The organism is Burkholderia sp. ABCPW 111 (assembly GCF_000773065.1).
In the GTDB taxonomy this organism is placed as follows: Bacteria; Pseudomonadota; Gammaproteobacteria; order Burkholderiales; family Burkholderiaceae; genus Burkholderia; species Burkholderia savannae.
Window position 1 is genome coordinate 138,349 of the sequence record NZ_JPWT01000077.1, and the last position, 20,593, is coordinate 158,941.

General features: G+C 64.5%; 20 protein-coding genes. 18 read left to right on the forward strand and 2 right to left on the reverse strand.

What is annotated here, in order from left to right; genetic code table 11:
* Positions 1-199 precede the first annotated feature (199 nt).
* The 5 genes from X946_RS17860 to X946_RS17880 all read left to right on the forward strand — a co-directional run bounded on the left by X946_RS17860 (position 200) and on the right by X946_RS17880 (position 4,994).
* On the forward strand, positions 200-979 hold the full coding sequence (locus X946_RS17860) for an ABC transporter ATP-binding protein (RefSeq protein WP_038750124.1): 780 nt from the start codon (positions 200-202) through the stop codon (positions 977-979).
* Positions 976-1,731, forward strand: coding sequence for an ABC transporter ATP-binding protein (locus X946_RS17865; RefSeq protein WP_038750127.1), 756 nt, complete (start codon positions 976-978; stop codon positions 1,729-1,731). The genes X946_RS17860 and X946_RS17865 overlap by 4 nt, the downstream gene beginning before the upstream one ends.
* A gap of 69 nt (positions 1,732-1,800) precedes the next feature.
* Positions 1,801-2,997 carry a beta-hydroxybutyrate-binding protein gene (locus X946_RS17870; protein ID WP_038750129.1) on the forward strand — a complete coding sequence of 399 codons (1,197 nt, stop codon included), beginning with the start codon at positions 1,801-1,803 and terminating at the stop codon, positions 2,995-2,997.
* A gap of 138 nt (positions 2,998-3,135) precedes the next feature.
* Complete coding sequence (locus tag X946_RS17875) at positions 3,136-4,020, forward strand: branched-chain amino acid ABC transporter permease (protein WP_038750132.1); 885 nt, start codon at positions 3,136-3,138, stop codon at positions 4,018-4,020.
* Positions 4,020-4,994, forward strand: a complete 975-nt coding sequence (locus X946_RS17880; protein ID WP_038750246.1) for a branched-chain amino acid ABC transporter permease — start codon at positions 4,020-4,022, stop codon at positions 4,992-4,994. The genes X946_RS17875 and X946_RS17880 overlap by 1 nt, the downstream gene beginning before the upstream one ends.
* A gap of 379 nt (positions 4,995-5,373) precedes the next feature.
* Here the strand turns inward: X946_RS17880 and X946_RS34055 are convergent, their stop codons facing one another.
* Positions 5,374-5,760, reverse strand: a complete 387-nt coding sequence (locus X946_RS34055; RefSeq protein WP_152611737.1) for a hypothetical protein — start codon at positions 5,758-5,760, stop codon at positions 5,374-5,376.
* A 79-nt stretch (positions 5,761-5,839) separates the two neighbouring features.
* Positions 5,840-6,484, reverse strand: a complete 645-nt coding sequence (locus X946_RS34060) for a hypothetical protein (protein WP_152611738.1) — start codon at positions 6,482-6,484, stop codon at positions 5,840-5,842.
* 629 nt (positions 6,485-7,113) lie between these two features.
* Between X946_RS34060 and X946_RS17890 the strand changes: the two genes are divergently transcribed.
* The 13 genes from X946_RS17890 to X946_RS17950 all read left to right on the forward strand — a co-directional run bounded on the left by X946_RS17890 (position 7,114) and on the right by X946_RS17950 (position 20,592).
* Entirely contained in the window at positions 7,114-8,271 is a 1,158-nt protein-coding gene (locus X946_RS17890) for an ABC transporter substrate-binding protein (RefSeq protein ID WP_038750135.1), read from the forward strand.
* A gap of 299 nt (positions 8,272-8,570) precedes the next feature.
* Positions 8,571-9,626 carry a branched-chain amino acid ABC transporter permease gene (locus tag X946_RS17895; RefSeq protein ID WP_038750138.1) on the forward strand — a complete coding sequence of 352 codons (1,056 nt, stop codon included), beginning with the start codon at positions 8,571-8,573 and terminating at the stop codon, positions 9,624-9,626.
* A gap of 4 nt (positions 9,627-9,630) precedes the next feature.
* Complete coding sequence (locus X946_RS17900) at positions 9,631-11,415, forward strand: branched-chain amino acid ABC transporter ATP-binding protein/permease (RefSeq protein ID WP_052145113.1); 1,785 nt, start codon at positions 9,631-9,633, stop codon at positions 11,413-11,415.
* Complete coding sequence (locus X946_RS17905) at positions 11,412-12,167, forward strand: ABC transporter ATP-binding protein (protein WP_038750140.1); 756 nt, start codon at positions 11,412-11,414, stop codon at positions 12,165-12,167. The genes X946_RS17900 and X946_RS17905 overlap by 4 nt, the downstream gene beginning before the upstream one ends.
* A 162-nt stretch (positions 12,168-12,329) precedes the next feature.
* Positions 12,330-14,303: a tRNA uridine-5-carboxymethylaminomethyl(34) synthesis enzyme MnmG gene (gene mnmG, locus X946_RS17910; protein WP_038750143.1), complete on the forward strand. Its 1,974-nt coding sequence runs from the start codon at positions 12,330-12,332 to the stop codon at positions 14,301-14,303.
* Positions 14,300-14,995 carry a 16S rRNA (guanine(527)-N(7))-methyltransferase RsmG gene (gene rsmG / locus X946_RS17915; protein ID WP_052145114.1) on the forward strand — a complete coding sequence of 232 codons (696 nt, stop codon included), beginning with the start codon at positions 14,300-14,302 and terminating at the stop codon, positions 14,993-14,995. Before mnmG ends, rsmG begins: the two co-directional genes overlap by 4 nt.
* A 51-nt stretch (positions 14,996-15,046) precedes the next feature.
* A complete protein-coding gene (locus X946_RS17920; RefSeq protein WP_004195817.1) occupies positions 15,047-15,817 on the forward strand; it encodes a ParA family protein in 771 nt (256 codons plus the stop codon).
* A gap of 35 nt (positions 15,818-15,852) precedes the next feature.
* Positions 15,853-16,740 carry a ParB/RepB/Spo0J family partition protein gene (locus tag X946_RS17925; RefSeq protein WP_038750148.1) on the forward strand — a complete coding sequence of 296 codons (888 nt, stop codon included), beginning with the start codon at positions 15,853-15,855 and terminating at the stop codon, positions 16,738-16,740.
* A gap of 7 nt (positions 16,741-16,747) precedes the next feature.
* Positions 16,748-17,881, forward strand: coding sequence for an SLC13 family permease (locus tag X946_RS17930; protein ID WP_038750255.1), 1,134 nt, complete (start codon positions 16,748-16,750; stop codon positions 17,879-17,881).
* 268 nt (positions 17,882-18,149) lie between these two features.
* Positions 18,150-18,677: an ATP synthase subunit I gene (locus tag X946_RS17935; protein ID WP_038750150.1), complete on the forward strand. Its 528-nt coding sequence runs from the start codon at positions 18,150-18,152 to the stop codon at positions 18,675-18,677.
* Positions 18,678-18,791: 114 nt separating this feature from the next.
* Positions 18,792-19,643 (forward strand): F0F1 ATP synthase subunit A, encoded by an 852-nt coding sequence (gene atpB / locus X946_RS17940; RefSeq protein ID WP_038750153.1) that lies wholly within the window; start codon positions 18,792-18,794, stop codon positions 19,641-19,643.
* Between the two features lie 75 nt (positions 19,644-19,718).
* The gene (gene atpE, locus X946_RS17945) at positions 19,719-19,988 is read left to right on the forward strand and encodes a F0F1 ATP synthase subunit C (RefSeq protein WP_025990054.1); all 270 of its coding nucleotides are present in this window, start codon (positions 19,719-19,721) and stop codon (positions 19,986-19,988) included.
* Between the two features lie 133 nt (positions 19,989-20,121).
* The gene (locus tag X946_RS17950; RefSeq protein WP_038750156.1) at positions 20,122-20,592 is read left to right on the forward strand and encodes a F0F1 ATP synthase subunit B; all 471 of its coding nucleotides are present in this window, start codon (positions 20,122-20,124) and stop codon (positions 20,590-20,592) included.
* The last annotated feature ends 1 nt before the right edge of the window (position 20,593 follow it).

Consider the following 20,593-nt stretch of genomic DNA (forward strand, 5'->3'; position numbering starts at 1 on the left):
CCCTATAAGTGCAAATCCCGATGAATGCACTGCACCAACGGCGCGACAATGACACGCGGTCGGAATCTGCGACTTGCGCGGGGAGACCAGCCTCGACGCAATCACACAAAGCTCGGGGGCAGCCTCACATCCGCTGAACGCATCGTGGCCGCTTGTGCGAGATCTCCCAGCGCTTCGCCTCACTTCGTAGGAAGGGAACATGATTCTCGGCGACACGATTCTCGAAACACGCGGACTCACGAAGGAATTCAAGGGCTTCACCGCGGTGAACGGCGTGAACCTGCGCGTGCGGCGCGGCTCGATCCACGCGCTGATCGGGCCGAACGGCGCGGGCAAGACCACTTGCTTCAATCTCCTGACCAAATTCCTGAAGCCGACGTCGGGTCAGATCGTCTACAACGGCATCGACATTACCGACGAGCGCCCCGCGCAGATCGCGCGGCGCGGCGTGATCCGTTCGTTCCAGATCTCCGCGGTGTTTCCGCATCTGACCGCGCTGCAGAACGTGCGCATCGGCCTGCAGCGCTCGCTCGGCACCGCGTTCCATTTCTGGCGCAGCGAGCGCTCGCTCAAGCGCCTCGACGATCGCGCGATGGATCTGCTCACGCAGGTCGGCCTCACCGATTTCGCGCACGTGCCGACGGTCGAGCTCGCCTACGGCCGCAAGCGCGCGCTCGAAATCGCGACGACGCTCGCGATGGAGCCCGAGCTGATGCTGCTCGACGAGCCGACGCAGGGAATGGGCCACGAGGACGTCGATCGCGTGACGGCGCTCATCAAGAAGGTTGCGAGCGGCCGCACGATCCTGATGGTCGAGCACAACATGAACGTGATCGCGGGCATCTCCGACACGATCACCGTCCTGCAGCGCGGCGAAGTGCTCGCGGAAGGCACGTACGCGGAGGTGTCGAAGAATCCGCTCGTCGTCGAGGCGTACATGGGCAGCGCGGACGCGGCCCTCGCGGGGGCGCACGCATGAACCACAGCGAACGGGAAGAGCGCGAGTTGAACAACGTCGAAAGCGGTACGCCCGCGCTCGCGATCGCGGGGCTCGAAGCGTGGTACGGCGAATCGCACATCCTGCACGGCGTCGATCTGACCGTGCACCGCGGCGAAGTGGTCACGCTGCTCGGCCGCAACGGCGCGGGACGCACGACGACGCTGCGCGCGATCATGGGGCTCACGGGCCGGCGAAGCGGCTCGATCAAGGTCGCCGGCCACGAGACGATCGATTTGCCGACGCACCGTATCGCGCATTACGGCATCGGCTATTGCCCGGAGGAGCGCGGGATCTTCTCGAGCCTGTCGTGCGAGGAGAACCTGCTGTTGCCGCCCGTGCTCGGCGATCGCAAGAGCGCGATGTCGCTCGAGGACATCTACGAGATGTTCCCGAACCTCGCGTCGCGACGCAGCAGCCAGGGCACGCGGCTGTCGGGCGGCGAGCAGCAGATGCTCGCCGTCGCGCGGATCTTGCGCACGGGCGCGAATTTGCTGCTGCTCGACGAGATCTCCGAGGGCCTCGCGCCCGTGATCGTGCAGACGCTCGCGAAGATGATCGTCACGCTGAAGGCGCGCGGCTACACGATCGTGATGGTCGAGCAGAACTTCCGTTTCGCGGCGCCGCTCGCCGATCGGTTCTACGTGATGGAGCACGGCCGCATCGTCGAGCATTTCGGCGCGACCGAGCTCGAAGGGAAGATGCCCGTGCTGCACGATCTGCTGGGCGTCTAGCGCGCCGCTTTGCCGGTCCCCCGATGTACATAACCTGACAACCACAACGCACTACACCAGGAGACGTCAATGAAAATGAAGACCCTCGCGCACGCATGTCTCGCCGCCGCCGCCGCGTGGTCGGTGGGCGCCGCGCAGGCCGCGGACACCGTGAAGATCGGCTTCATCACCGACATGTCCGGCCTTTACGCCGACATCGACGGGCAGGGCGGCCTCGAGGCGATCAAGATGGCGGTGGCCGATTTCGGCGGCAAGGTGAACGGCAAGCCGATCGAAGTGGTGTACGCGGATCACCAGAACAAGGCGGACATCGCCGCGTCGAAGGCGCGCGAATGGATGGACCGCGGCGGGCTCGATCTGCTCGTCGGCGGCACGAACTCGGCGACCGCGCTGTCGATGAACCAGGTCGCGGCCGAGAAGAAGAAGGTCTACATCAACATCGGCGCGGGCGCGGACACGCTCACGAACGAGCAGTGCACGCCGTACACGGTCCACTACGCGTACGACACGATGGCGCTCGCGAAGGGCACGGGCTCGGCCGTGGTGAAGCAGGGCGGCAAGACGTGGTTCTTCCTGACCGCCGATTACGCGTTCGGCAAGGCGCTCGAGAAGAACACCGCGGACGTCGTGAAGGCGAACGGCGGCAAGGTGCTCGGCGAAGTGCGGCATCCGCTGTCGGCGTCGGACTTCTCGTCGTTCCTGTTGCAGGCGCAGTCGTCGAAAGCGCAGATCCTCGGCCTCGCGAACGCGGGCGGCGACACGGTGAACGCGATCAAGGCGGCGAAGGAATTCGGCATCACGAAGACGATGAAGCTTGCCGCGCTGCTGATGTTCATCGACGACGTCCACTCGCTCGGCCTCGAGACGACGCAGGGCCTCGTGCTGACGGACAGCTGGTACTGGAATCGCGATTCGGCATCGCGACAGTGGGCGCAGCGCTACTTCGGGAAGATGAAGAAGATGCCGTCGAGCCTGCAGGCGGCCGACTATTCGTCGGTGACGACCTATCTGAAGGCGGTGCAGGCGGTGGGCTCGACCGATTCCGACAAGGTGATGGCGCAGCTCAAGAAGATGAAGATCGACGACTTCTACGCGAAGGGCTACATCCGCACGGACGGCAGCATGATTCACGACATGTATCTGATGGAAGTGAAGAAGCCGTCAGAATCGAAGGAGCCGTGGGACTACTACAAGGTCGTCGCGACGATCCCCGGCGAGCAGGCGTTCACGACGAAGCAGGAGACGCGCTGCACGTTGTGGAAGTGACGTGACGCATTGCACGCGCCGCGCGCGTTTCGGCGCGCGGCGAACGTGCGCGCGACGGCGGCCCTGACGCGACCGTTGCGCGCATTTGGTTGCATGCGCAACTATTTCAACCTGACAGATTGACTGACGGCAGATTCGATGGACATCTTCGGCATTCCGATGTCGGCGATGCTGAGCCAGTTGTTGCTCGGACTCGTCAACGGCTCGTTCTACGCGATCCTGAGCCTCGGGCTCGCGGTGATCTTCGGGCTGCTCAACGTGATCAACTTCGCGCACGGCGCGCTTTTCATGCTGGGCGCGATGCTCGCGTGGATGGGGCTCACGTATCTCGGCCTGCCGTACTGGGCGATGCTCGTGCTCGCGCCCGTCGTCGTCGGCCTGTTCGGCATCCTGATCGAACGCTCGATGCTGCGCTGGCTCTACAAGCTCGATCACCTGTACGGCCTGCTGCTGACGTTCGGGCTCACGCTCGTCGTCGAAGGCGTGTTCCGCGCGATCTATGGCTCGTCCGGGCAGCCGTACGACGTGCCCGAGCTGCTCTCCGGCGCGACGAATCTCGGCTTCATGTTCCTGCCGAACTATCGCGCGTGGGTTGTCGTCGCGTCGCTCGCGGTGTGTCTCGCGACGTGGTTCGTGATCGAGAAGACGCGGCTCGGCGCGTATCTGCGCGCGGGCACGGAGAATCCGAAGCTCGTCGAGGCGTTCGGCGTGAACGTGCCGATGATGGTCACGCTGACGTACGGCTTCGGCGTCGCGCTCGCCGCGTTCGCGGGCGTGCTCGCGGCGCCCGTGATCCAGGTGTCGCCGCTGATGGGGCAGCCGATGATCATCACCGTGTTCGCGGTCGTCGTGATCGGCGGGATGGGCTCGATTCTCGGCTCGATCGTGACGGGCCTGATGCTCGGCGTGATCGAGGGCCTGACGCGCGTGTTCTATCCGGAAGCGTCGGCGACGGTCGTCTTCGTGATCATGGCGATCGTGCTGCTGATCCGTCCGGCAGGTTTATTCGGTAAGGAAAGATGATGCAGAGAAAAGCGCTCTACGGGCTGCTGCTCGCCGGCCTTCTCGTCGCGCCGTTCGCCGGCGCGTATCCGGTGTTCGTGATGAAGGTGCTGTGCTTCGCGCTCTTCGCGGCCGCGTTCAATCTGCTGATCGGCTTCACGGGCCTGCTGTCGTTCGGCCATGCGATGTTCCTCGCGACCGCGGGTTACGTGACGGGCTACGCGATGCAGTCGCTCGGCATGACGCCCGAGCTCGGCGTGCTCGCCGGCACCGCGGCGGCGACGCTGCTCGGCCTCGTCGTCGGCCTGTTCGCGATCCGGCGGCAGGGCATCTATTTCGCGATGATCACGCTCGCGTTCGCGCAGATGGTGTACTTCATCTATCTGCAGGCGCCGTTCACGCACGGCGAGGACGGGCTGCAGGGCGTGCCGCGCGGTAAGCTGTTCGGGCTCGTCGATCTGTCGTCGGATCTCGCGCTCTACTACGTCGTGCTTGTCGTCATCGCGTGCGCGTGCTTCTTCATCGTGCGCATCGTGCATTCGCCGTTCGGGCAAGTGCTCGTCGCGATCAAGGAGAACGAGCCTCGCGCGACGTCGCTCGGCTACGATACCGATCGCTTCAAGCTGCTCGCGTTCATCCTGTCGGCCGCGCTCGCGGGGCTCGCGGGCGCGCTGAAGGTCGTCGTGCTCGGCTTCGAGACGCTGAGCGACGCGTACTGGACGATGTCGGGCCTCGTCGTGCTGATGACGCTCGTGGGCGGCATGGGCACGCTGTTCGGCCCGCTCGTCGGCGCGGCGCTGATCGTCGCGCTCGAGGATCGGCTGGGCGACATCGGCACCTGGCTCGCGTCGGCGACGGGCATCGACTGGTTCCGCTCGCTCGGCGAGTCCGCGACGATCGTCACGGGCCTCATCTTCATCGCGTGCGTGCTTGCATTCCGGCGTGGAATCGTCGGCGAGGTGATCGCGCGCGTGCGGCCGCTGCGGACGTCCTGAGCGATCGTGCGGTGCGCAACGATCGTTGGGAATGCGATGCAATACGCACGGCAAACGCCGATCCGGCCGGGCTGCCGGCATGCCCCAATTTCGTGCGGCGATGCACCATAGGGGTAAATGCTAGGTTGTCGCATCCGGCAAGCTTGCATTAACCTTCGTCTCAGTTCTGATGCACCGCGAAACGAATTTGCAGGTGGAGAACGAGGAGACATTCGAGGCACTGAGTGCCCGATCCAAAGCGCTGTTGGATTCGTTCCAACAGCGCTTTTTATTTGTGCGCCGGCCATTGCGCCGCGCGCGATCTTCGCCGAATTCCGCCGATCCAGCCGCCTTCGATTGCCGTTCGCACACGGCCGCGCGGCCCTTGCCGCTGCGGGCTTCACCCGGTTGTCGCGCGCTCTAAGCGTCCGCTACACTCGCCGTTCCCCGACCCGTCGGTCGGGGCTGGCCGAGCGCAAGACACGGAGACGAACTCGATGAAACGGGCGTGGCGGTTCTGGGGATTCGGCGCGGCAGCCGCATGGGCGGCCGTCTCGCGCGCCGCGTTCGCAAACGCCGCGGTCGGCCCCGCCGTCTCCGCTACTGGCCCTGCCGCGTTGTTCGGCATTTCCGGAAAGAACGTGATCGTGCTGCCGCCGAAGGGGATCGGCGGGCGGGGGGCGAGCGGCGGCGTCGTCGCCGCGCCCGATTCGGCGAAGGCGGCGACGAATGCGCGCAAGCTCGCGAGCGAGGGCGAGGGCGATTCGCCGATCGGCGAAGGCGGCATGACGAATTCACTCCAGTTGACCGACGTCGCCGCGCGGTTGGCAGCGCCGATGATTGTGCCCGCGGCCGCCGCTTCCTATTTAGCGAAGGCGGAGACGAATGTGCGCAAGCTCGCGAGCGGGGGCAACGGCGATGCGCGGATTGGTTCGCTTCGCGTGGCGAACGCGCGCGTGACGACCGAGATCGCCGCGAATTCGCCGGCGCTCATGATTTCGCCAACGGCCGTCGCGTCGATCGTCGAGCCGCTCGGTGCGACGCGCGGCGAAATCTTCAACACGCCGCAACGCGAGCTGCGAGACGACACCCCGATCGCGAGCTCCATCGCGGAGCACGTGACGAAGCGCGGCGCGACGATGGTTGCGTTCGGCGCGCTTGTTGGTCGTGGTGATGCATCGAGGAGCGAGGGGCCGCTCGACGAGTCCGGCCGTGCCGCGGCCGTGAAACAGCGCGCGTTCGCCGCGATCGAGCGCTTCGCGCGCGACGATGCGCCGAGGGCGGGGGCGGGGCGCGGGCCGAAAGCGATGTCGAAGCCGTTCGGCGCGGCGCTGATCGCGGGCGCGGACATGCCGACAGCGCTGCCGCCGGACACGCGGAATGCGCGCGCCCACAGGGGCGCAATTCATCCGGCGTACGGCGTCGCAAACGACGATCTTCGGCGCGCGTGCGGCAGCGACTGCGAACGCACGCATCTGCACGTTGGCCGGCTTTTCTTCGCCGATCAACATCCCGATTCGAATTCAACCGCGCTGTCCGCGCTCGCATGCAAGCGCGCGGCAAACGCGTGCCGTGCCGGCACTGCGTCGACGTTCAGCGGTGACGCGCGCGACGCGGCGTTGCGCGTGCCGCGCGCGATTGCGATTGCGCGGGAACACGGCTCGCCTGGTACGCCGGCGTCTCGCCACATGCGGCACGCGGCGTGCGGGAGCGCGAAGGGAAGAACGTCGCCGTCGGCGAGTCGCGTGTTCGAGGCGAGCGCCACCGATGAGACCGGTTTCGGCTGACGCCCGAGCGTGACCGCCGAAATCGTCGACCGCCAGCGCGTGCCCGCGCGGAACCGAGCGCGCTGCATCGCGCGGCCGACGGCGTCGACGGCGGGCGAATGCGACCGCCTGTGTTTCTCGCGGCCGCTCGGCGTACGGCATCGGTCGGAGGATTGCAGCAATAGCGGACTGCAAGACAGCAGCAGAAGGGGCGTGCGATGCGCACGCACTGGGGAGCGCAACAAAACAAAACGCGCCCCGCGCCGATTCGCGGTTGCACGTGAAACCGGCCGCGGTGGCGTGCAGGTTCGATCGGCTTGTCGCGTCGCAATGGCGCGATCGATCGCATTTCGCGCAGCGTTTGGAGACACACAATGAAAATGAACCGATGGATCGAGGCCGCGCTTGCGGCCGGCTGCTTGTTGACCGCCGGGCTTGCATCGGCACAGGTGAAGATCGGCGTCACGGTGTCGGCGACGGGCGCCGCCGCGTCGCTCGGCATTCCCGAGAAGAACACGGTCGCGCTGTTGCCGACGGAAATCGGCGGCAAGCGCGTCGAGTACATCGTGCTCGACGACGCGTCGGACACGAGCCGCGCGGTGCAAAACGCGCGCAAGCTGATCGACGAGGATCACGTTGACGCGATCGTCGGCTCGTCGATCACGCCGAATGCGCTCGCGATGATCGATGTCGTCGCGCAAGGCAAGACGCCGACGATTTCGCTCGCGGCGAGCGCGCACATCATTGCGCCGATGGACGCGAAGCGCGCGTGGGTGTTCAAGACGCCGCAGAACGATCGCCTGATGGCCGACGCGCTCGCCGGCTACATGGCGAAGCACGGCGTGAAGACGGTCGGCTTCATCGGCTTTGCGGACGCATACGGCGCCGGCTGGTACGACGTGTTCAGCGCGGCCGCGGCGGCGAACGGGCTGAAGATCGTCGCGAACGAGCGCTATAACCGCACCGACGCGTCGGTGACGGGGCAGGTGCTGAAGACGCTCGGCGCGCGTCCGGACGCGGTGCTGATCGCGGGCGCCGGCACGCCCGCCGCGTTGCCCGCGAAGACGTTGAAGGAGCGCGGCTACACGGGCAAGGTCTATCAGACGCACGGCGTCGCGAACAACGATTTCCTGCGCGTGTGCGGCAAGGATTGCGACGGCGAGTTGCTGCCGGCGGGGCCCGTGCTCGTCGCCGGCCAGTTGCCCGATTCGAACCCGGCGAAGCAGCCGGCGCTCGCGTACAAGGCCGCGTATGAGAAGGCGTACGGCGCGGGCGCGGTATCGACGTTCGGCGGCCACGTGTGGGACGCCGGCCTGATGCTTCAGCGCGCGATTCCCGACGCGCTGAAGAAGGCGCAGCCCGGCACGCCGGCGTTCCGCGAGGCGCTGCGCGGCGCGCTCGAGAACGTCAAGGATCTGCCGGTATCGCATGGCGTGATCAATACGACGCCCGCGGATCACAACGGCTTCGACGCGCGTGCCCGCGTGATCGTGCAGATCGTCGGCGACAAGTGGAAGCTGCAGGCCGATTGAACGGCGGCTGATGCGCGTGCGCCTCGTCTCGCGTTGCGTTGCGTTGCGCACGCACCGCGCAGCGCGGCGCGGGACGGCACGCGTCGAGAGCGAAGGGCTTCGCCTTCCGCATGCGATGCATCACGCGGCGCGGCACGGTTTTCACTTCGCACCCATATCGGCGAGCGGCGCGTCTCGTCCTTTTGCCGGATGATGGGTGACGTCCAGCGCCGTCACAGCGCGCCGCTTCGCGACAGCGGCCGTCGCGCCGGCCGTACTTCCGTTTTTTCCGTCGACGCATTCTCAACCGAAGAAACCACATGGATTTCTCTATCGCGGCGATTCTTGCGCAGGACGGCATCACGACAGGGGCAATCTACGCGCTGCTGTCGCTCGCGCTCGTGCTCGTCTTTTCCGTCACGCGCGTGATCTTCATTCCCCAGGGCGAATTCGTCACGTACGGCGCGCTGACGCTTGCCGCGCTGCAGGCGCAGAAGTTTCCGGCAACCTGCTGGCTGCTGTTCTGCGCCGGCATCGCGTGCTTCATGCTCGAAGTAGGCGGGCTGATTCGGTATCGGGCGCGCCGTCATCAGCTCGCGCGTACGCTGGCGACGCTCGCGAGCCGCTACGTGCTGCTGCCGCTCGCGATCTACGCGGTGACGAGAAGCGCCGCCGCGCAGCCGCTGCCGATGATCGCACAGATCGCGCTCACGCTCGCGATCGTCGTGCCGCTCGGGCCGTTCATCTATCGGCTCGCCTATCAGCCGATCGCCGAAAGCACGACCCTGCTGCTGCTGATCGTGTCGGTCGCCGTGCATTTCGCGCTGGTCGGGCTCGGGCTTGTGATGTTCGGCGCGGAAGGCTCGCGCACGACCGCGTTCTCCGATGCGTCGCTCGCCGTCGGCAGCCTGTCGATTTCGATGCAGAGCGCTTGGGTGGCCGGTGCCGCGCTCGTGCTGATCGTCGCGCTTTATCTGTATTTCGAGCGCACGCTGCCCGGCAAGGCGCTGCGTGCGACGTCGGTGAACCGTCTCGGCGCGCAGCTCGTCGGCATCGGCACGACCGAGGCCGGGCGGCTCGCGTTCACGCTGGCGGCAGGGCTCGGTGCGTTGTCCGGCGTGCTCGTCGGGCCGCTGACGACGGTCTACTACGATTCCGGCTTCCTGATCGGCCTGAAGGGCTTCGTCGGCGCGATCGTCGGCGGGCTCGTCAGCTATCCGCTCGCGGCAGCGGGGGCGTTGTTCGTCGGCGTGCTCGAATCGTATTCGTCGTTTTGGGCGAGCGCCTACAAGGAAGTGATCGTTTTCACGTTGATCGTGCCGGTGCTGTTATGGCGCAGCCTTGCGGCGCCGCAAACCGAAGACGAGGAGGCGTGACGCGATGAAGGCGATCTTGCGCAACAAGGCGTTCTGGCTGTTTCTCGTCGTGCTGTTCGCGCTGCCGGTGCTGCCCGGCGCGGCGCGCGTGCCCGAGTATTGGATCACGCTGCTGAACTACATCGGGCTCTATGCGATCGTCGCGATCGGGCTCGTGCTGCTGACCGGCATCGGCGGGATGACGAGCTTCGGCCAGGCTGCGTTCGTCGGCATCGGCGCGTACGCGACTGCGTATCTGACGACGGCTTACGGCGCGTCGCCGTGGCTCGGGTTGATCGCGGGTATTGCGCTGACGGCGCTCGTCGCGCTCGTGCTGGGCGCCGTCACGATGCGCCTCTCAGGCCATTTTCTGCCGCTGGGAACGATCGCTTGGGGGCTCGCGCTGTTCTTCCTGTTCGGTAATCTCGATTGGCTCGGCAAATACGATGGGATCAACGGCATTCCGGCGCTTGCCGTGTTCGGGCAGGCGCTCGATACCGGCCGCAGCCTCTATTACCTGATCTGGATCGCCGTGCTCGCGGCGATCGTCACTGTTCAGAACCTGCTTAATAGCCGGCCGGGGCGTGCGATCCGTGCGTTGAGGGGCGGGGGCGTGATGGCCGAGGCGATGGGCGTGAACACCGGATGGATGCGCGTGGCGATCTTCGTTTATGCGGCGGTGCTCGCGTCGATTTCGGGTTTTCTGTATGCGCATCTGCAGCGTGCAGTGAACCCGACGCCGTTCGGGCTGAATCATGGGATCGAGTTCCTGTTCATGGCGGTGGTCGGCGGCGTCGCGCACGTGTGGGGCGCGGTGCTCGGCGCCGCGATCGTCACCGTGCTGCAGGACTATCTGCAGACGCTGCTGCCTAAGCTGCTCGGCGCGGAAGGCAACTTCGAGATCATCGTGTTCGGCGTGTTGATGGTCCTGCTGCTGCAGTACGCACGGCAGGGCGTTTGGCCTTTCGTCGCGAAGCTCTTTCCGCGCGAGCCGGCTGCCCGGGCTCCGGGCCATGCGGAGCCGCTGCCGCAGCGCGCGCGGCCGCGGGCCGGCGAGACGCTGCTCGCCGTCGACAACGTGCGTAAGCAGTTCGGTGGGCTCGTCGCGGTGAACGACGTGAGTTTCGACGTGCTGGCGGGGCAGATCGTCGGCCTGATCGGCCCGAATGGGGCGGGCAAGTCGACGACGTTCAATCTCGTGACGGGCGTGCTGCGGCCGACAAGCGGCGAGATCACGTTCCGCGGCGAGCGTATCGACCAACTTGTTTCACGTGAAATCGTGAAGCGGGGCATCGGTCGCACATTCCAGCACGTGAAATTGCTGCCTGGAATGACCGCACTGGAGAACGTTGCGATCGGCGCGCATCTGCGTGGCTCGACCGGCATCTGGCGCAGTATCGTCAGACTGAATGCGCAAGAGGAGGCGCGGCTGATGGCCGAGGCCGCGAACCAGATCCGGCGCGTCGGCCTCGAAGCGCACATGTACGACGAAGCGGGCAGCCTCGCGCTCGGCCAGCAGCGAATTCTCGAGGTTGCCCGCGCGTTGTGCAGCGATCCGACGCTCTTGCTGCTCGACGAGCCCGCAGCCGGCCTGCGCTACCAGGAAAAGCAGCGGCTGGCTGAACTATTGCGTAAGTTGAGGGCGGAAGGGATGAGCGTGCTGCTTGTCGAACACGATATGGATTTCGTGATGAACCTGACCGATCGGCTGGTCGTAATGGAATTCGGTGTCCGAATTGCCGAGGGGCTGCCGCAAGACGTACAGCAGGACCCCGCGGTGCTGGAAGCTTATCTCGGCGGAGTCGAATGATGGGCCAAATAACGCCGATTCTACAAGTGCGCGATCTGTCGGTGCGCTACGGCAAGGTCGAAGCATTGCATCGCGCGGTGCTAAACGTCGAAGCGGGGCAGATCGTCGCTGTGATCGGCCCGAACGGGGCGGGCAAGTCGACGCTGCTTAGCGCGGTGATGGGCGCGTTGCCGACGACCGGCCACTCGGCCGGCGCGATCCGGTACCGCGGCGACGACGTGAATGCGTTGCCGGTCGAGCAGCGCGTCGCGCGCGGGATGTGCCTCGTGCCGGAAAAGCGAGAGCTGTTCGGCACGATGTCGGTCGAGGACAACCTCGTGCTCGGCGCATACCGGCTGAAGATGGCCGGTGACGCACACTTTCTCGACCAGCTCGAGCCGGTTTTCACGTTGTTTCCGAGGCTGAAGGAGCGGCGCAAGCAGACGGCGGGAACGCTGTCGGGCGGTGAGCGGCAAATGCTCGCGGTTGGACGCGCGCTGATGGGTAAGCCGGATCTGCTGATGCTCGACGAGCCGAGCCTCGGGCTCGCACCGCTGATCGTGAAGGAGATTTTTCATATCATCAGCGCGCTGCGTGGAACCGGCGTAGCGACGCTGCTGATCGAGCAGAATGCGCGCGCGGCCTTGCAGATCTCCGACTACGGCTATGTGCTCGAAACCGGTGAGATCGCGCTGGAAGGCCCGGCAGGCGAGCTTGCCCGGAATCCCAGGGTGATCGAAACCTACCTCGGGCTTGCGAAGAAGGCTGTGTAAGGGCCGCTTCGCGCGCTTCGATCGGCGGCGTGTTTCACGTGAAACACGCCGTTTTTTGTTGGTCGGCCGTTCGAACGAGATTCGGGCCAAAAGCGAACCCGCTATAATTCGGCCCATACATTTCTCTGATAGGTTCGTGCGCCGTCCTGCACGAAGTCCGCAATGCTTTATCCCACTGAATTTGACGTCATTGTCGTCGGCGGCGGTCACGCCGGCACGGAGGCCGCATTGGCTTCCGCTCGAATGGGCGCCAAGACACTCCTGCTAACGCACAACATCGAAACGCTTGGGCAGATGAGCTGCAACCCGTCGATTGGCGGGATTGGCAAAGGCCATCTGGTCAAGGAAGTCGACGCGCTTGGCGGTGCGATGGCGGGCGCCACAGATGAAGGCGGTATCCAGTTCCGTATCCTGAATTCATCGAAGGGGCCGGCGGTCCGCGCGACGCGCGCGCAGGCCGATCGCGTGCTGTACAAGCAGGCGATTCGGTGTCGTCTGGAGAATCAGCCGAATCTTTGGCTGTTCCAGCAGGCCGTCGACGACCTGATGGTGGAAGGGGACCGTGTGGTCGGTGCGGTCACGCAGGTTGGCGTTCGATTCCGGGCGCGCGCGGTGGTGCTGACGGCCGGAACGTTCCTGGACGGCAAGATTCACGTCGGGCTCAACAACTATACGGGCGGTCGCGCTGGCGATCCGGCTGCCGTGTCGCTGTCGGCGCGGTTGAAGGAGCTGAAGCTGCCTCAAGGGCGGCTGAAGACCGGAACGCCGCCGCGTATCGACGGCCGGACGATCGATTTCTCGAAACTCGAAGAACAGCCTGGCGACCTCGATCCGATTCCGGTGTTCTCGTTCCTCGGGCGAGCCGAGCAGCACCCACAACAGCTGCCGTGCTGGGTGACGCACACGAACGAGCGCACGCACGACATCATTCGCAGCGGTCTCGACCGTTCGCCAATGTATACAGGCGTTATCGAGGGCGTTGGGCCCCGCTATTGCCCGTCGATCGAAGATAAGATCCATCGCTTTGCATCGAAGGATTCGCACCAGATCTTCCTCGAACCGGAAGGGCTGACGACCAACGAGTTCTACCCGAACGGCATTTCGACCAGCCTTCCGTTCGATGTGCAGCTTGCGCTCGTGCATTCGATGCGCGGTCTCGAGCAGGCGCATATCCTGCGCCCGGGTTATGCAATCGAGTACGATTATTTTGATCCGCGCGCCCTGAAGTCGTCGCTGGAAACCAAGGCGATCAACGGCCTATTCTTTGCGGGTCAAATCAACGGCACGACCGGCTACGAAGAGGCGGCGGCGCAGGGGCTGCTTGCCGGCATCAATGCGGGCCGCTTTGCACAGGAAAAAGAGGTGTGGTGTCCGCGTCGCGACCAGGCCTATCTCGGCGTGCTCGTCGACGATTTGGTCACGCGGGGAGTTTCCGAACCATATCGGATGTTTACGAGCCGTGCCGAATACCGGTTGAGTCTCCGCGAAGACAACGCAGACATGCGGCTGACCGAAACCGGACGCGCGCTGGGTGTTGTCGATGACGTCCGGTGGGATGCATTCAACCGCAAGCGCGACGCTGTTTCACGTGAAACAGAACGGCTACGCACGACGTGGGTGACGCCGAAGACGCTACCGGCCGAAGAGGCGACTGCGCTGCTCGGTAAGCCGATCGATCACGAATACAGCCTGGCGGAGCTGTTGCGCCGTCCCGGCGTCAGCTATGAAGGCGTGTGTGGGCTTCGCGGCGGCGAATGCGGCCCGACCGAGCCGCTGGCCGATGACGAAATTCTGCTTGCCCAGATCAGGGAGCAGATCGAGATTGGCATCAAGTATCAGGGCTACATCGAGCGCCAGGCCGGTGAAATCGAACGGAATGAGGCGAATGAGAACACGCGATTGCCTGACGGGATCGACTACAGCGAAGTGCGTGGCTTGTCGTTCGAAGTGGGCCAGAAGCTGAACCAGTTCCGTCCGGAAACGATCGGGCAGGCGTCGCGGATCTCGGGCGTGACGCCCGCTGCAATCTCGCTGCTGATGGTGCATTTGAAGAAGCGTGGGCTAGGCCGGCGAAAGGGCGCGGACGGCGCGCCGAACGCCGACGCAGAAATCAACAACGCCGCGACGCAACAATGACGGCACAACGTCGTCAAGCCCCGAATGCCAGCCGGGAAACGCTGGGAACGTTGCTGTCGGATGGTGCGCGAGCGCTGGGCGTCATATTGAGCGATGCGCAGCGCGATGCGCTGCTCGATTACGTCGCGCTGCTCGCGAAATGGAACGCGGTCTACAACCTCACCGCGATCCGCGATCCGCGGCAGATGCTGATTCAACACATCCTCGATTCGCTGTCGATCGTCCCGCATCTCGGTGCGCGCGGCGCGGTGGCGACCGCGCTGGACGTCGGCTCCGGCGGCGGTCTGCCTGGCATCGTGCTCGCTATCGCGCTGCCCGGATGGCAGGTGACGTTGAACGACATCGTCCATAAGAAATCCGCATTCCAGACGCAGGCGAGGGCTGAACTGAAGCTCGGCAATCTGTCCGTCGTGACGGGACGTGTCGAAACGCTGCGTTCCGGCGCCGAAGTCCCAGGGAAATTCGATGTGATCGTATCGCGGGCATTCGCGGATCTGGCGGACTTCGTTACACTTTCCCGGCATCTCGTCGCGCCGGGCGGTTCGATTTGGGCGATGAAGGGCGTGCGTCCCGATGAAGAAATCGGCCGGCTACCGGCCGGTGCGCGTGTCAAACAGATGATCCGTCTAACGGTCCCGTCGCTCGACGCGGAGCGGCATTTGATCGAAGTCGAGCTCGACGAAGCAATTTAATCGGTGCGCCGCAGGCGCTCGGACCATTTGAAGAGAAGGAACATACCAACGATGGCAAAGATCTTCTGCGTGGCGAACCAGAAGGGCGGCGTCGGCAAGACGACGACGACGGTCAATCTCGCCGCGAGCCTCGCAGCGCAGGGGCAACGCGTGCTGCTGATCGATCTGGACCCGCAGGGGAATGCCACGATGGGCAGCGGTATCGACAAAGCGGAATGCGAGTCGACGGTCTATGAAGTGCTGGTTGACGGTGTTACGGTTGCGGACGCGCGCGTGCGTCCCGAAGCGGTGAAGTACGACGTGCTGCCGGCGAATCGCGAGCTCGCCGGCGCGGAAATCGAGCTGGTGAGCGTGGAAAATCGCGAGCGCCAGTTGAAGGCCGCGCTCGCGAAGGTCGCCGACGACTACGATTTCGTGCTGATCGATTGTCCGCCTGCGCTGTCGCTGCTGACGCTAAACGGGCTGTGCGCGGCGCACGGCGTCGTGATCCCGATGCAGTGCGAATACTTCGCGCTGGAGGGCTTGTCCGACCTCGTCAACACGATCAAGCAAGTGCATGCAAACCTGAATCGCGACCTTAAGGTGATCGGCCTGCTGCGCGTGATGTTCGATCCACGGATCACGCTGCAGCAGCAGGTGTCAGATCAGCTGAAGGCGCATTTTGGCGACAAGGTTTTCGACGCGGTGATTCCTCGCAATGTGCGCCTCGCGGAGGCGCCCAGCTACGGACTTCCCGGTGTGGTGTTCGACCGCGGCTCGCGTGGCGCGCAAGCCTATATCCAGTTCGGTGCGGAAATGATCGAGCGGGTGCGTGCGCTGTGAGCCAGCCTTCCAGACGAGAATCGAGGGAACAGAACATGAATGCGGTAGCGAAGAAGAAAGGTTTGGGGCGCGGCCTCGAAGCGCTGCTCGGCGGCAGCGCCGACATCACCGAAGCGGTGAAGATCGAAGGTGCGCCGAACGTGCTCGCGCTCGGCAAGCTGCAGGCGGGCAAATACCAGCCGCGTACCCGAATGGACGAGGGCAGCCTGCAAGAACTCGCGGCAAGCATCCGCGCGCAGGGCGTGATGCAGCCGATTCTCGTTCGCCCCGTTTCATCAGACAAATACGAGATCATCGCGGGCGAGCGGCGTTTCCGCGCGGCGCGCCTCGCCGGCCTCGAGGAAGTGCCGGTGCTCGTGAAGGACGTGTCCGACCAGGCCGCTGCCGCGATGGCGCTGATCGAGAACATCCAGCGCGAGGATCTGAATCCGCTCGAAGAGGCGCACGGCATCCAGCGTCTGCTCGACGAATTCGGATTCACGCACGAGCAGGCGGCGGAATCGGTTGGCCGCTCGCGCAGCGCGGTGTCGAACCTGCTGCGTCTTCTCAATCTCGCGACGCCCGTGCAGACGATGCTGCTTGCGGGCGATCTGGACATGGGGCACGCCCGCGCGCTGCTCGCCGTCGATGCCGCGACGCAGATCACGCTCGCGCATCAGGTCGTCAACAAGCGGATGTCGGTGCGGGAAACCGAGAAGCTCGTCACGCACACGACGAAGGCCGAGCCGGCGGTGAAGGCGCGCGCGAAGGACGACGGCGGTCGCGACACGCGGCGCCTCGAAGAAGATCTGTCGGATTTGCTCGCATCGAACGTGAAGATCAAGGTCGGTCGCCGCGGACGGGGCCAGCTGACGATCGACTTCGGCGATCTCGACGCGCTCGAAGGCATTCTTGCGCGATTGCGCGGCAACGTCACCGCGTAACGCCGACGTGTCGAATTCGATCGGCCGCCGCGCGCTGGCGCGCATCGTCGCGTTCGTTCGGCACGAGCCGGTTCTGTCGATCCTCGTCGCGGCGCTGATCTCACTGCAGTTCGTTCGTCCGCAATCGGCGAGCGCGCTCGTGCAGCTCGTCGACTGGCAGACGGTTGCGACGCTCGCCGGCCTGTTGATGCTGACGAAGGCGCTCGAGCTGTCGGGCTTCCTGATGTGGCTCGCGCATCGGATCGTTCATCGCGTGCGCTCGGAGCGCGCGCTTGCCGCGCTGCTCGTCGTGTTCGCCGCGGCGTTGTCGGTGTGGCTCACGAACGACGTCGCGCTGTTCGTCGTGATTCCGCTCGTATTGTCGCTGCGCGAGCTGACGCCGCTGCCGTTCAAGCGCCTCGTGATCTACATCGCGCTTGCCGTGAACGCAGGCGCGATCGCGACGCCGCTCGGCAATCCGCAAAACCTCTTTCTATGGCAGTTGAGCGGCGTCTCGTTCGGCCGCTTCGTGATCGCGCTTGGGCCGCTCGCGCTCGTGTTGATGGCGCTGCTGCTCGCGATGACAGCATGCGCGTTCGACGGCCGTCCGCTCGATTTGTCGAAGGACCGCGCCGAACGGCCGGTCGATCGCACTCACGCGTTCGCGGCCGTTGCGATGTTCGCGGGCTTCGTGCTGCTTGCCGACGCGCACCGTGCGCCTGTCGGTCTTTGCGCGGTCGCCGCGATTTTTCTGGTCGTGCGGCGCGATGCCGTGCTGAAGATCGACTGGCTGTTGCTGCTGATCTTCGTGCTGATGTTCGTCGTGTTGCGTAGTGCGGCCTCGCTGCCGGCGGTCCATCGGACGATCGCCGGCATCGGTCTCGACACGCCGCTGCGCGCATACGCGGCGGGCGCGTTGCTCTCGCAAGGCATCAGCAACGTGCCGGCTGCGATCCTGCTGTCCGAGTTCACGCGCGACTGGCGCGCGCTCGCGTTTGGCGTGAGTGTCGGCGGCTTCGGCATCGCGATCGGCTCGCTCGCCAATCTGATCGCGATCCGGCTATCGCGCGCGCGCGGGATGTGGCTGCCGTTCCATCTCGTGAGCATCCCGTTCGGCATTGCGAGCGCCATGCTCGGCGTGCTGATGCTGCATCATTTTTGAGCAGCCGCACGCCCCGGAAAGGGGCGGGGAGGGGGGCGTCGCGCGGCGCGCGACCAATGAAAAACACACGCCTTCCAACTGCCGCCGCACGCCAAAAATTCACGAACTTTTCGCATCATGAAGCGCCGTTTCATACGGATTTTTGTCGCGTCTAAAGCCTTGAATCACCTGCAACTATCGCTTACAATCGCCCGGATTTGTTAGTTAGGCACCCCTGAAAGCTTTCGGAAAGCTTTAGGGCCGAACAGGGATTGAGCGGACAACTGCGATGGCGGATCGAGCGCCGGGTAAATGGCACGAAGATCGGCGAGCGCAACGCACCGTTTCGGGGGCCGTCGAGCGGCGCGAATCCGCCGCGGACGACTGGGATGCCGAGCAGCAAGAAAATGATGTCGTTCCGCTCACGCGGGCCGAGGCGCAAGCGCTGTTCGGTCCCGAAGTGAGCCGGCCATCGCGCGTCACGCCTTACCGGGTGGTGATCGCGCAAATGGTCTTGTCCCTGGTTGCAACGCTGGCGTGGTGGCTGTTTTCGAAGTCGCCGGGCGCCGCTGCGCAATCGGCATTTCTGGGCGGAGCGATCGGCTGGGTGCCGAGTGCGTTGTTCGCGGCGCGTCTGAAGCAAAAAGGCGCAGATACCGTGATGGGTTGGGTGATCGGCGAAGTACTCAAGATGGGCGCGACGATTGCGATGTTCGTTGCTGTCGCCTGGGGGTACCCCGACGCGCATTGGGTGCCGCTGCTCGTCACGTATCTGCTGGTGCTGAAGACGTACTGGATTGCGCTCGCCTGGCGATAAGGCATCAAGTGCCGCGCGTGGATTCGACAGTTCTCGCGTGGGCCCGTTCCCGCAATGCGCTATTGCGGCGAAGCGGATAACCGATTTTCGACAATTTGGGTGACATCAACGATTATGGCAGCTAGCGAAGGAACGCGTGCTCTGGACCCGTCCGAGTACATTGCGCACCACCTGCAAAACCTTTCCACCGCGCATCAGACGTCGATCTTCGATATCCACGTCTGGAATCTCGACACGCTGTTCTGGTCGATCGTCTGCGGCCTCGTCACCATCCTCATCCTGCGCCTGGCCGCGCGCAAGGCGACGCCGGGCGTGCCGGGGCGCTTCCAGTGCCTGATCGAAATGATCGTCGAAATGGTCGAAGACCAGTCGAAGGCGGTCGTTCACGGCAATCGTACCTTTATCGCGCCGCTCGCGCTGACCGTGTTCGTCTGGGTCGCGCTGATGAACTCGCTCGACTTCCTCCCCGTCGACCTGCCGGGCCGCGTGATCGGCTTGCTGGGCCTGTCGCAAGTCATTTCGCATCATCGCATCGTGCCGACGGCCGACCTGAACGGCACGCTCGGCATCGCGCTCGGCGTGTTCGTGCTGATGATCTACTACAGCCTCAAGATCAAGGGCCCGGGCGGTTTCGCGCACGAGCTCCTGTCGGCCCCGTTCGGTGCGCATCCGCTGCTGTGGATTCCGAACCTTGCGTTGAACATCGTCGAATATGTCGCGAAGACCGTGTCGCTCGGCATGCGGCTGTTCGGCAACATGTACGCGGGTGAGTTGCTGTTCCTGCTGATCGCCCTCCTCGGCAGCATGTGGGGCTTCGGTGCGGACGCAACGATACTCGGCTTCATCGGTCATGTCCTCGCAGGCAGTATCTGGGCGATCTTCCACATTCTGATTGTTCTGCTGCAAGCGTTCATTTTCATGATGCTGACGCTGGTGTATCTCGGTCAGGCGCACGAGTCGCACTAAGCGTGCCGGACAATCAAGCAGGTTTGTTTTCAGTTTTTTAATTCCAGTTCCAAGTCTTTTCTCAAAGGAGTGATCATGCAAGCTTTCATCGCCAACATCCAAGGTCTGACCGCTATCGGTATCGGTATCATCATCGGCCTGGGTGCAATCGGCGCCTGTATCGGTATCGGCCTGATGGGCGGCAAGTACATCGAAGCTTGCGCACGTCAGCCGGAACTGATCAACCCGCTGCAAACGAAGATGTTCCTGCTGGCTGGTCTGATCGATGCGGCGTTCCTGATTGGCGTGGGTGTGGCCATGCTGTTTGCATTCGCGAACCCGCTCCTGTCGAAGCTCGCGGGCTAAGGGTTCCTCGGAAATACCAATGCGCCAGGCTTGCCGGCGCAGGGCGGAACGGAAAGTGAGCGCGACTCGAAAGCTTTTTTCGGTGCGCTCCTCGTCGTTTCATTTTTCCGGAATAGCAGATTAAGGAAACACCGTGAATCTCAACGCAACCCTGTTTGCGCAAATGGTCGTGTTCCTGGTCCTCGCGTGGTTCACGATGAAGTTCGTGTGGCCGCCGTTGATCAACGCCCTCGACGAGCGCTCGAAGAAAATTGCCGATGGCCTCTCGGCTGCGGAAAAGGGGCAGGCGGAACTCGCAGCGGCGCACAAGCGCGTCGACCAGGAACTCGCGCAGGCCCGTAACGACGGCCAGCAGCGCATCGCCGAAGCCGAAAAGCGCGCGCAGGCTGTCGCCGAAGAAATCAAGGCGAACGCCCAGGCCGAAGCGGCCCGCATCATCGCTCAGGCGAAGGCGGATGCCGATCAGCAAATCGTGAAGGCCCGTGAAACGCTGCGCGGCGAAGTCGCCTCGCTGGCCGTGAAGGGCGCCGAGCAGATCCTGAAGCGCGAAGTCGATCATGCGGCCCACGCCGAACTGCTGAATCAACTGAAAGCCGAGCTCTGAT